This window comes from Streptacidiphilus pinicola, assembly GCF_003258295.1.
Lineage (GTDB): Bacteria > Actinomycetota > Actinomycetes > Streptomycetales > Streptomycetaceae > Streptacidiphilus > Streptacidiphilus pinicola.
The window spans coordinates 1-11,347 of the sequence record NZ_QKYN01000200.1; the positions used below are offsets into that span (position 1 = coordinate 1).

An 11,347-nucleotide genomic window follows, 5' to 3' on the forward strand; every position below is an offset into this window, starting at 1 on the left:
GGACGCCGCCGAACAACTTTTGCCAGCAGGCCCCTGACCTACGGTCAGGGGCCTGCTGCGTCATGCCGTAAAGTCAGGCTGCATCGTTCGAAGTGTCTACAGGAGGCCCCCGGGTGGAGGTACAGGAGACGCGCGTCCAGACCGACCGCGTGTTCACCATCCCCAACGTGTTGAGCATGGCTCGCCTCGTCGGCGTGCCGCTCTTCCTCTGGCTGATCCTGTGGCCGGTCTTCGGGGGGCCGAAGAACGACGGTTGGGCGATCGCGATCCTGATGCTGAGCGGTGTCAGCGACTACCTCGACGGGAAGCTCGCGCGGCGCTGGGGGCAGGTCAGCCGGCTCGGTCAGCTGCTCGATCCGCTCGCCGACCGGCTCTTCGTGCTGTCGACGATCGTGGGGCTGACCGCGCGGCGGATCATGCCCTGGTGGCTGACGGCCATCCTGCTCGCGCGCGAGATCTTCATCGCATCTCTGCTCCCCATCCTCAGACGTCACGGATACGGCCCACCCGAGGTGAACTTCATCGGGAAGGCGGCTACGTTCAATCTGATGTACGCATTCCCTTTGCTGCTGCTCACGACGTATGACAACTGGGTCGGGAGTGTGGCGAGCGTCATCGGTTGGGCGTTCGTTTGGTGGGGTACGACGCTCTACTGGTGGGCAGGGATCCTGTACGCGGTGCAGACTCGCCGTCTCGTGAAGACGCAGGATGGCGCCCTGTCCGAATGAGGAGGAGCCAGCCGAGATGAAGGCCGTTGTGATGGCCGGGGGCGAGGGAACTCGTCTCCGCCCGATGACCGCGAGTATGCCGAAGCCCCTGCTGCCGGTGGTGAACCGGCCGATCATGGAGCACGTACTCAGGCTGCTCAAGAGGCACGGCCTGACCGACACGGTTGTGACTGTGCAGTTCCTCGCCTCACTCGTCCGGAACTACTTCGGCGACGGCGAGGAACTCGGTATGAAGCTGACCTACGCAAACGAGGAGAAACCCCTCGGTACGGCCGGCAGTGTCAAGAACGCCGAGGACGCACTGAAGGACGACTCGTTCCTGGTGATCTCCGGTGACGCGCTCACCGATTTCGACCTCACGGAGCTGATGGAATTCCACCGTGCCAAGGGCGCGATGGTCACCGTCTGCCTCACGCGTGTCCCCAATCCCCTCGAATTCGGGATCACGATTCTGGACGAGGAGGGCCGGGTCGAGCGCTTCCTGGAGAAGCCGACCTGGGGCCAGGTCTTCTCGGACACGGTGAACACCGGCATCTACGTGATGGAGCCGGAGGTCTTCGACTACGTGGCCGCCGACACCTCCGTGGACTGGTCGGGTGACGTCTTCCCGCAGCTGCTCAAGGAGGGCAAGCCGATCTACGGCTATGTCGCCGAGGGCTACTGGGAGGACGTGGGCACGCACGAGAGCTACGTGAAGGCGCAGGCGGACGTCCTGGAGGGCCAGGTCGACGTCGAGATCGACGGCTTCGAGATGGCCCCGGGCGTGTGGGTCGCCGAGGGCGCCGAGGTGGACCGCGACGCGGTGCTGCGCGGACCGCTGTTCATCGGTGACTACGCCAAGGTCGAGGGTGGCGTGGAGATCCGCGAGCACACCGTGCTCGGCAGCAACGTGGTCGTGAAGCGCGGCGCGTTCCTGCACAAGGCGGTGATCCACGACAACGTCTACGTCGGCCCGCAGACGAACCTGCGTGGGTGCGTCATCGGCAAGAACACCGACGTGATGCGGGCCGCCCGGATCGAGGACGGCGCCGTCATCGGCGACGAGTGCCTGATCGAGGAGGAGTCGATCGTCGCGGGGAACGTGCGCGTCTATCCCTTCAAGACGATCGAGGCCGGCGCGTTCGTCAACACCTCCGTCATCTGGGAGTCCCGCGGCCAGGAGCATCTGTTCGGCGCCCGCGGCGTCTCCGGGATCATCAACGTCGAGATCACGCCGGAGCTGGCGGTCCGCCTGGCCGGCGCGTACGCGACGACGTTGAAGAAGGGGGCGACGGTCACGATCGCGCGTGACCACTCCCGTGGTGCGCGTGCCCTCAAGCGCGCGATGATCTCCGCGTTGCAGGCGAGCGCGATCGAGGTGCGCGACCTGGAGAACGTGCCGATGCCGGTCGCACGCCAGCAGACCGCGCGCGGTAGCGCCGGCGGCATCTTCCTGCGGACGACGCCGGGGGTGCCGGACTCGCTCGACATCCTCTTCTTCGACCAGCGCGGCGCGGACCTCTCCCAGGCGGGGCAGCGCAAGCTGGACCGCGTCTACGCCCGGCAGGAGTACCGCCGAGCGTTCCCGGGTGAGATCGGCGACCTGACCTTCCCGGCCACGGTCTTCGACTCCTACGCGGGCAGCCTGCTGCGCGCGATCGACACGCGCGGCGTCGCGGAGGCCAAGCTCAAGGTCGTCGCGGACGTGGCGAACGGCAGCGCGTCGCTGCTCTTGCCGAGCATCCTCGGCAAGCTCGGCATCGAGGCGCTGACGGTCAACCCCGGTATGGACGAGTCGCGGCCGACGGAGACGATAGAGGAGCGGCGGGCCGGCCTGGTCCGGCTCGGCGAGCTGGTCGCGTCCTCGCGGGCGGCGTTCGGGGTGCGGTTCGACCCGGTCGGCGAGCGCGTCTCGTTCGTGGACGAGCGCGGACGGATCATCGAGGACGACCGTTCGCTGCTGGTCATGCTCGACCTGATCGCGGCGGAGGGTCGCAGCGGCAAGGTGGCGCTGCCGGTCACCACGACGCGCATCGCCGAGCAGGTCGCGGCCTACCACGGCACACAGGTGCTGTGGACGACGACCTCGCCCGACGATCTCGCCAGGGCGGCGTCGGCGGACGGGACGGTCTTCGGCGGCGACGGGCGCGGCGGCTTCGTCGTACCGGAGTTCAGCGGCGTGTTCGACGGCACGGCGGCGTTCGTGCGCCTGCTCGGGCTGGTCGCGCGGACGCAGCTGACACTCAGCCAGATCGACGCGCGCATCCCGCGGGCCCATGTGCACCGCCGTGACCTCGCTACCCCGTGGGCGGCGAAGGGCATGGTCATGCGCAAGGTCGTCGAGGCGGCGGGCGAGCGGGAGGTCGACACGACGGACGGCGTCCGAGTGGTCGAACCCGACGGCCGCTGGACCATGGTCCTCCCGGACCCGGCCGAGGCCGTCACCCACCTCTGGGCCGAAGGCCCGGACGACACCTCCGCGCAGGCGCTGCTCGACGAGTGGGCCGTCGTCGTGGAGTCGGCCGGCCGCGACCAGGCCTGACAATTCGCTCCAGCAGGTAGTTGCACTCCCCAGGGGCGCGGGGCGCTGCTGATGTGCGGCTTCGCCGCGGGTGCGCGACGGTCTCCCAGCCTTCGGCTGGGGGACCCCCCCCGTCCCACGTGGCACAGCCCCGCGCCCCTGGGGCAGGTGCGACTTCCCGGGTGCCGAAGGCTGAGCACAGGACCCGACGTGGGACGATATCCACCATGTCGACGACCGCCCCCCGCCGTGACGAGCGCAGCGACCCGCGCTACGCGCGGCCCGACGCGTCGATGTCGCTGCTGACGAACGTCATGGAGCACAGCCTCGACGAGGGCTACGCCGAGGAGGCGCGGCGGAGTGGGCGGTACGGGAGCAGCCGGCTGCCGGGGACGCTGCGCGGAAAGCTCCTGCTCGGGCTGGGGTTGGCGATGGTGGCGACGATCCTGTCCATGGGGGTCAGCCAGGTGCAGCGCAGCGCGCCCGTCGCGGCGCAGCAGCGGCAGGAGCTGATCAACCGGATCAACCAGTCCACGACCACCGCGGACGGGACCCAGCAGCAGGTGGCCCAGCTGCAGGCGCAGCTGGACCAGGCCCGCCGGACGGCGGCCAGTGGTTCCGGGAGCACGCAGCTGGACCTGCTGGAGCTCGTCACGGGCACCACTCCCGTCTCCGGGCCGGGGATCACCGTCACCGTGGACGACGCCGCGTCGGCGGGGACGGACCTGAACAACGCGAGCCCGCGCGCGGGCGCGGGGTTCGGGAACACCGGGCGGGTACGCGACAGCGATCTGCAGCTCGTGGTGAACGCCCTGTGGCAGTCGGGCGCGGAGGCGGTGGCGATCAACGAACAGCGGCTGACGAACCTGTCGGCCATTCGCGCCGCGGGTGACGCGATACTGGTCAACGACCATCCGCTCACCCTGCCGTACACCGTGCAGGCCGTCGGCGGGCCCACGCTGCAGCAGAATTTCCAGGACAACGCCTACGGCGGCCTGTATCTGGCGCAGCTGAAGCAGGAGTTCCAGATCCGTTACGACGTCTCCGCCCAGGGCGGTCTCTCGCTGCCGGCCGCGACCGTCGGCCCGCTGCTCAATGCTCACCCGTCTCCGTCCGAAGGGACCAAGCAACCGTGATCGCCGTACTCGGGCTGGTGGTCGGAGTCGTCGTCGGGCTGTTCGTACAGCCGGACATCCCCGCTGCCTGGGTTCCGTACCTGCCCATCGCCATCGTGGCCGCGCTCGACGCGGTCTTCGGCGGGGTGCGCGCGATGCTGGACGGGATCTTCTCCGACAAGGTCTTCGTCGTCTCCTTCCTCTCCAACGTGGTCGTGGCGGCGTTGATCGTCTTCCTCGGTGACCAGCTCGGCGTCGGGTCGCAGCTGTCGACGGGCGTGGTCGTCGTGCTCGGTATCCGGATCTTCTCCAACGCGGCGGCGATCCGGCGCCATCTCTTCCGGGCGTGACGTTCTGTGACAGAACCGGAGTGCAGTGACCGCATACCGGGGTAGGACGGATGGCAGGATGTTCGGGGTAGGAACGCAAGCGGCAGGAGCAGCACGGTGAGCAGCGATGAGGCATCCGAGGTCCCCCGGGACCGCGAGCCGGAGCGCGCGCCCGAGCCGACCCCCGAACCCGCCGCGGCCGAGGTAACCCCCGCAGCCGAGGCAGCAGAGGCAGCCGAGGCGGAGCAGGCGACCGAGGCGGATGCGGCAACCGCCGCGGACGACGCCGCCGACGAGGTCGAGGAGTCGGTCGAGCCCTCACCCGAGGACGAGCCGGGGCCCGACCTCACCGGGCGGCAGCGGCTCGGCGCCGCGCTGTGGCCGCCGCGGGTGAACCGCGCCCAGCTGGTGGTCGCGCTGCTGCTCTTCGCCCTCGGCCTGGGCGTCGCCTTCCAGGTCCGGTCGAACACCACCGAGAACCAGCTGCGCGGCGCGCGCCAGGACGACCTCGTCCGGATCCTCGACGAGGTCGACGCCCGACAGCAGCGCCTGGATCAGGAACGTACGCAGCTGCAGTCCTCGTTGACCCAGTTGCAGAACAGTTCGAACCAGGCGAAGGAGGCGCAGGCTCAGACCAAGCTGAAGGAGCAGCAGCTCGGCGTCCTCGCCGGGACGGTCGCCGCGACCGGGCCCGGGGTGACGCTGACCGTCAAGGACCCGGGCGGGAACGTCCAGGCGGCTATGCTGCTCAACACGCTGGAGGAGCTGCGCGCGGCAGGGGCGGAGGCGGTACAGATCAACAATGTCCGGGTGGTGGCGGGCACCTGGTTCTCGGATGCCAACCGGGGACAGGTGACGATCGACGGCACGACCGTCTCCCAGCCGTACGTGTTCACGGCGATCGGGAACCCGCAGGACCTCGACACCGCGCTCAACATCCCGGGGGGTGTGGTGCAGTCCGTGGCCCGTGAGAACGGGTCCGCGACGGTGCACCGATCGCAGACACTGGCCGTGACTGCCTTGATCCCTTTGAGCACGCCCGACTACGCTCACACGACGCATCCATGACGTTCACGTTCCGACCCGATCCAGCCCGACCGGATCACGCTCTGCCAGTGCCTCAAGTTCCGCCCGTTCCAGTCCTGTCCACGATGGCTCCACCTCGCCCCACGGGCGGGTCCGTGTCACGCAAGGGGTATCGCCCGTGAGTCTGTTCTCGAAGCTGTTCGGCCGGAAGTCCCGTGAGGGTGCCTCGGTCGAGGCGCCCACCGCCCGCCACCGCCGGGCGGACGCGGAGTACGAGGCCGGTGTCCCCGGCATGCGTGCCGCGGAGGGCGACAGCTACGCGCCGGCCGGTGAGCGGCCGCTCTTCCGCGACGAGGACGGCCGACACGCGGGCGCGTCGAGTGGCGGCTCCATAGCCCCTCAGCCGGTACCCTCAAGTTCAGGTGGAGGGTTTGCGGCCGATCCGTATTCCCAAGGCCAGTCAGGCGATCCGCGACAGGAGGCCGCAGGCGTGACGTTGTGCACCCGATGCGGATACAACAACCCCGAGTCCGCCCGCTTCTGCTCGAACTGCGGTGCGCCGCTGCGGGGCCGCGTGGGCGGGGCCGAGCGTCCCTCGGAGACCACGTCCACGATCTCCATCTCGGGCCTGGAGGCCTACGAGCCGGAGGCGGCGCAGCAGGTCCCCGGTCTCACGCCGGAGGCGCAGGCCGCCGTCGACGCGCTGCCGCCGGGCTCGGCCCTGTTGGTGGTGCGCAAGGGTCCGAACTCGGGTAGCCGGTTCCTGCTCAACACCGATCTGACCACGGCCGGCCGTGACACCCAGAGCGACATCTTCCTGGACGACATCACCGTGTCGCGGCGTCATGTGGAGTTCCGGCGTCACCAGGGCGGTGCCTTCACCGTCGCGGACGTCGGCAGCCTGAACGGCACCTACGTCAACCGCGAGCGGATCGACGAGGTGCCGCTGAACACCGGCGACGAGGTGCAGATCGGGAAGTACCGGCTGGTCTTCTTCGCCGCCCGCCCGGGGTACTGAGACGCGGTGCCCCGCCCCTGGGAGGAGTGAGTCAACCGTCGTGCAAGCTGACAGCGGTACCCACGGGGCGGTGGCGCCCTTCGTTCCTCCCGGCCGTCGGGCCGGAGCGGTCGGCGTACCCGGCATGTCTGGCGTGGTGGCCGGTCGGCCGCAACTGCTCAGCATCGGTGCGGTTCTGACCGAGTTGCAGGCGGAGTTCCCCGAGGTCACCATCTCCAAGATCCGTTTCCTGGAGGCGGAGCGGCTGGTCGAGCCGCAGCGCACGCCCTCGGGGTACCGCAAGTTCAGCGATGCCGACGTGGAGCGGCTGGCCTACGTGCTGCGGATGCAGCGTGACCACTACCTGCCGCTGCGCGTCATCCGCGAGCACCTCGCGGCCCTCGACCGGGGCGAGAACCCCCCGGCGCTGCCCGGACCGGCCGGTGCGGCGGAGGAGCCCCTGGATGTCACGGCCGCCATCACTCCCGGGCCGTCCCTCTCGGGTCCGCGCCTCGGGCGCGCGGAGCTGCTGGCCGCGGCGGGGATCAGTGAGCAGCAGCTGTCGGACTGGGAGTCCTACGGGCTGGTCGGCGCGGACGCGGACGGCGGCTTCGACGGCGAGATGCTGCAAGTGGCGCGTCTGGTAGCGGAGTTGGGTCGATTCGGGCTCGAACCGCGGCACCTGCGCGCGGTCAAGGCCGCGGCGGACCGCGAGATCGGGCTGGTCGAGCAGATCGTCGCGCCGCTGCGCCGGCACCGTAATCCGCAGACCCGCGCCCACGCCGCCGCGATGGCCCGTGAGCTGGCCAATCTGTCGGTCCGGCTGCACGCCGCGCTCGTCCAGGCGGGTCTGCGCGCGCACCCGTAGCCGGGCGCCCGCCCGGCCGGACCGGGGGGTGGGGAACTACCCACTCCCCATAGTGCAACTGGCCTATCAGCCCAGCGCGCCCTAGGGTTGCATTGTGAACGAGCTAGACGTCGTGGGCGTCCGGGTGGAGATGCCGTCCAACCAGCCGATCGTGCTGCTGCGCGAGGTCGGCGGGGACCGCTATCTGCCGATCTGGATCGGGCCCGGGGAGGCCACCGCCATCGCCTTCGCACAGCAGGGCATGACACCCGTGCGTCCGCTCACGCACGACCTCTTCCGCAACGTGCTGGAGGCCGTCGGACAGCGCCTCACCGCCGTGCGGATCACCGACCTGCGCGAGGGCGTGTTCTACGCCGAACTCGTCTTCGCCAGCGGGGTCGAGGTCAGCGCCCGTCCCTCGGACGCGATAGCGCTGGCGCTGCGCACCGGCACCCCGATCTACGGCGCCGACGACGTGCTCGACGAGGCCGGCATCGCGATCCCGGACGAGCAGGAGGACGAGGTCGAGCGGTTCCGTGAGTTCCTCGACCAGATCTCCCCGGAGGACTTCGGGAGTTCCGGCGCCCAGTGAGGAGCCCGTGGGGCGTCCCGTGGGGCATCCCGTGAAACGACGGTGAAACGACGGTGAAGGGAGCGTTTGAGACGCTGCATTCGCGCGGAGATACCCACCCCGGGGACACGCAAAACCACCCGCGAGGCTGACGTCACCCGCCATGCCGAGCGTGGCGATCGTTGACGCGCTCCTGGCTACTGCCTACCTTCGACTGTGAACGTCCCGGGTGTGCCACCCCGCACCCCCGCTGAGGCGGTTCCGGAGTCGACAGGACGGAGGGTCGTGTTGAGCAGCACGGGTGACAGAACAGCCACAAGCGGCTCATGCCCCATCCATTCCCCGGTCCGGACGCTGCCGCGTGCGGCGCGCTCCGGGTGGGAGGGGATGCCGATGGTGCCGCTGCCGGCGGACCCGCAGGACGACGTGCTGCCCACCGCGGAGCTGATCGGCTACCGCGGCCCCACCGCCTGCGCGGCGGCCGGGATCACCTACCGCCAGTTGGACTACTGGGCCCGCACCGGCCTGGTCGAGCCCAGCGTCCGAACGGCCCAGGGCTCCGGGACGCAGCGGCTCTACGCGTTCCGCGACATCCTGGTGCTCAAGGTGGTCAAGCGGCTCCTCGACACGGGGGTCTCGCTGCAGAGCATCCGGACGGCCGTCGACCATCTGGCCCAGCGCCCGGAGGAGGCGCTGCCCGGCATCACGTTGATGAGCGACGGCGCGACGGTCTACGAGTGCAGCTCCGCCCACCAGGTCGTCGAGCTGCTCCAGGGTGGCCAGGGCATCTTCGGCATCGCCGTGGGCGCGGTGGCGCGCGAGGTGGAGTCCTCGCTGAGCCGCCTGCACGGCGAGCGCGCCGACACCGGCGAGAACGTCCTCGGCTTCGATCCGTCCGACGAACTCGCCCGTCGCCGCAACCGCGCGGTCTGAGCCGCGCGTCCGCTCCCTCGTAGACGGAAGATCGCTGACGCGGTCCACGAGGGGGGAAGCATGCGGGTCGGACTGCCACGAGTGCGGGTGCGCTGGCGGGAGCGGCGGTTCCAGCGACGGGCCTTCCAGCTGCTGTGCGGGGTGGCGTTGGCGGTGCTGGTGCCCACCGCGGTGGTGTGGTTCCAGGGCGGCCCGCGGCTGCGGACCGTCGCGGACGCCCCGGCCGAGCCCGTCGTGCTCGTCTTCGGCGCCGGTCTGGACGGCGGCAAGCCCTCCCCTTATCTGCGCCACCGGCTCGACGCGGCGCTCGGCCTCTACCGTGAGGGCCGCGTCCGCGCGGTACTGGTGACCGGCGACAACAGCACCGTCAGCTACGACGAGCCGGACGCCATGCGCGATTACCTCGTCCGGCACGGCGTCCCCGCGGACCGGGTCGTGCTCGACTACGCCGGGTTCAACACCTGGGACTCCTGCAGCCGCGCCCGCCGCATCTTCGGCGTCACGCGGGCGCTGCTGGTCAACCAGGGCTACGCGATCCGGCGCGCGGTCGCACTCTGCGAGGCCGCGGGCATCGACTCCTACGGCATCGGCGTGGAGGAGTGGCACGACCGGACCTGGCAGGCGGGCGTGGTGCGGGAGATCGCGTCCATGGACAAGGCCGTGCTGCTGGACGAGCTGTTCCACCCCGATCCGCACCTGCTCGGGCCGAAGGAGACCACCCTGGCCTCGGCGGAGGCCGCGGCGCGCTGAGCACCCGCATGCCCGTTCGCCCCGGTTGTCGTACCCGTGCGCGATGATCGGGCTATGCGCGCCGTGCCGTCGATCCTGCACCTCGACATGGACGCCTTCTTCGCCTCGGTGGAGCAGGCGTCCAAGCCGAGCCTGCGCGGAAAGCCGGTGATCGTCGGCGGCCTCGGCGCGCGCGGCGTCGTGTCCACCGCGTCCTACGAGGCGCGGCGGTTCGGGGTCCACTCGGCCATGGCCATGGCCCAGGCGCGCCGGCTCGCGCCCAATGCCGCCTACCTGATCCCGCGCTTCGAGCTGTACCGGCAGGTCAGCGACGCCGTCATGGCGTTGCTGCGGGAGCTGTCCCCGCTGGTCGAGCCGCTCAGCCTGGACGAGGCCTTCGTCGACCTCGCCGCGGGCCCCTACGGCGAGGCGCTGGCGACGGAGGGCGCGGAGCTGGCCCGCGCCCTGGGGGAGGATCTCCGGGCGGACATCCGTAGCAAGGTCGGCCTGACGGGCTCGGTCGGCCTGTCGACGACGAAGTTCCTCGCCAAGATCGCCTCCGAGCAGGCCAAGCCGGACGGCCTGGTACTGATCGAGGCCGGGCGGGAGCGGGAGGTCCTGGACACCCTCCCGGTCCGCGCGCTGCCGGGCGTCGGCCCCGCCACGGAGGAGACGCTGCGGCGTGCGGGCCTGTCCCAGATCCGGGAGGTGGCCGGGCTGCCGCAGGAGGAACTGGTGCACCTCCTCGGCCGCGCCCACGGCGCGGGCGTGCACGCGCTCGCGCTCGGCCGCGACGACCGCCCGGTCGTCGCGGAGCGGGACGCCAAGTCCGTCTCCGTGGAGGACACCTTCGAGGTGGACCTGCTCGACCGCGACCACATCGTCGGCGAGCTGGAACGCCTGGCGGACCGGTGCGTCCGCCGCCTGCGGGCGGCCGGCCGGTCGGGTCGCACGGTGGTGGTCAAGATCCGCCGCTTCGACTTCAGCACGCTCACGCGCAGTGAGACGCTTCCCGCCCCGACGGACGACCCGCTGGTGATAGCCCAGATGGCGCGCCGTCTGCTCGACTCCGTCGAGCTGCTGGGAGGCATCCGCCTGCTCGGGGTCGGCGTCACCGGCCTCGCGGACTGGACGCAGGAGGACCTCTTCGCGCAGGCACTCCGGGAGGGTATGGAGGAGGACGCCGCCGACGCCGAGGAGGATCCGGCCTACGGCGGCCCCACCGGCCCCCGCGCCTTCCACCCCGGCGGCGCGCTCCCGGCTGCCCGCCGCTGGGCCCCGGGCCAGGACGTCGAGCACACGGAACTCGGCCACGGCTGGGTCCAGGGCAGCGGCGTCGGCCGCGTCACCATCCGCTTCGAGACCCCTACGGGTCCGGTCGGCCGAGTCCGCACCTTCGCGGTGGAGGACCCGGAGTTGAGCTCAGCGTCTGCACTTCCGTTGCTCGGCAGCGCCTGAAGCGGCGCGACCGGTCACGTTCGCTCCCGCAGATCGTTGCACTGTCCAGGGGCGCGAGGAACTGCGCGAGCAACCACCCTGTGCGGATGGCCCTGCGCGTTGGGGACCATCCGC

Annotated in this window: 11 protein-coding genes; all 11 read left to right on the top strand. The window is 70.6% G+C overall.

Features of this window, described 5'->3' with window-relative positions:
- The first annotated feature begins 113 nt into the window (after window positions 1-113).
- The 11 genes from clsA to DN069_RS36520 all read left to right on the top strand — a co-directional run bounded on the left by clsA (window position 114) and on the right by DN069_RS36520 (window position 11,233).
- Entirely contained in the window at window positions 114-728 is a 615-nt protein-coding gene (gene clsA, locus DN069_RS36470) for a cardiolipin synthase ClsA (RefSeq protein ID WP_111507548.1), read from the top strand.
- Between the two features lie 16 nt (window positions 729-744).
- Window positions 745-3,249 (top strand): mannose-1-phosphate guanyltransferase, encoded by a 2,505-nt coding sequence (locus DN069_RS36475; RefSeq protein WP_111507549.1) that lies wholly within the window; start codon window positions 745-747, stop codon window positions 3,247-3,249.
- Between the two features lie 206 nt (window positions 3,250-3,455).
- On the top strand, window positions 3,456-4,364 hold the full coding sequence (locus DN069_RS36480) for a DUF881 domain-containing protein (protein WP_111507550.1): 909 nt from the start codon (window positions 3,456-3,458) through the stop codon (window positions 4,362-4,364).
- Entirely contained in the window at window positions 4,361-4,693 is a 333-nt protein-coding gene (locus tag DN069_RS36485) for a small basic family protein (RefSeq protein ID WP_111507551.1), read from the top strand. The genes DN069_RS36480 and DN069_RS36485 overlap by 4 nt, the downstream gene beginning before the upstream one ends.
- 96 nt (window positions 4,694-4,789) lie before the next feature.
- Window positions 4,790-5,740 (top strand): DUF881 domain-containing protein, encoded by a 951-nt coding sequence (locus tag DN069_RS36490; protein WP_111507552.1) that lies wholly within the window; start codon window positions 4,790-4,792, stop codon window positions 5,738-5,740.
- A gap of 136 nt (window positions 5,741-5,876) precedes the next feature.
- Window positions 5,877-6,716 (top strand): FHA domain-containing protein, encoded by an 840-nt coding sequence (locus tag DN069_RS36495; protein ID WP_243640256.1) that lies wholly within the window; start codon window positions 5,877-5,879, stop codon window positions 6,714-6,716.
- A 124-nt stretch (window positions 6,717-6,840) separates the two neighbouring features.
- Window positions 6,841-7,563, top strand: a complete 723-nt coding sequence (ftsR, locus tag DN069_RS36500) for a transcriptional regulator FtsR (RefSeq protein WP_111507554.1) — start codon at window positions 6,841-6,843, stop codon at window positions 7,561-7,563.
- A 94-nt stretch (window positions 7,564-7,657) separates the two neighbouring features.
- Window positions 7,658-8,134, top strand: a complete 477-nt coding sequence (locus tag DN069_RS36505; protein ID WP_042455857.1) for a bifunctional nuclease family protein — start codon at window positions 7,658-7,660, stop codon at window positions 8,132-8,134.
- A 267-nt stretch (window positions 8,135-8,401) separates the two neighbouring features.
- On the top strand, window positions 8,402-9,046 hold the full coding sequence (locus DN069_RS36510) for a MerR family transcriptional regulator (protein WP_111507555.1): 645 nt from the start codon (window positions 8,402-8,404) through the stop codon (window positions 9,044-9,046).
- Between the two features lie 60 nt (window positions 9,047-9,106).
- The gene (locus tag DN069_RS36515; RefSeq protein WP_111507556.1) at window positions 9,107-9,796 is read left to right on the top strand and encodes a SanA/YdcF family protein; all 690 of its coding nucleotides are present in this window, start codon (window positions 9,107-9,109) and stop codon (window positions 9,794-9,796) included.
- Window positions 9,797-9,850: 54 nt separating this feature from the next.
- A complete protein-coding gene (locus tag DN069_RS36520; protein ID WP_111507557.1) occupies window positions 9,851-11,233 on the top strand; it encodes a DNA polymerase IV in 1,383 nt (460 codons plus the stop codon).
- Window positions 11,234-11,347: the final 114 nt, after the last annotated feature.

Coding starts and splice junctions, on each gene's coding strand:
- DN069_RS36475 (WP_111507549.1), top strand. CDS start 745: ATGAAGGCCGTTGTGATGGCCGGGGGCGAGGGAACTCGTCTCCGCCCG.
- DN069_RS36480 (WP_111507550.1), top strand. CDS start 3,456: ATGTCGACGACCGCCCCCCGCCGTGACGAGCGCAGCGACCCGCGCTAC.
- ftsR (WP_111507554.1), top strand. CDS start 6,841: ATGTCTGGCGTGGTGGCCGGTCGGCCGCAACTGCTCAGCATCGGTGCG.
- DN069_RS36515 (WP_111507556.1), top strand. CDS start 9,107: ATGCGGGTCGGACTGCCACGAGTGCGGGTGCGCTGGCGGGAGCGGCGG.
- DN069_RS36520 (WP_111507557.1), top strand. CDS start 9,851: ATGCGCGCCGTGCCGTCGATCCTGCACCTCGACATGGACGCCTTCTTC.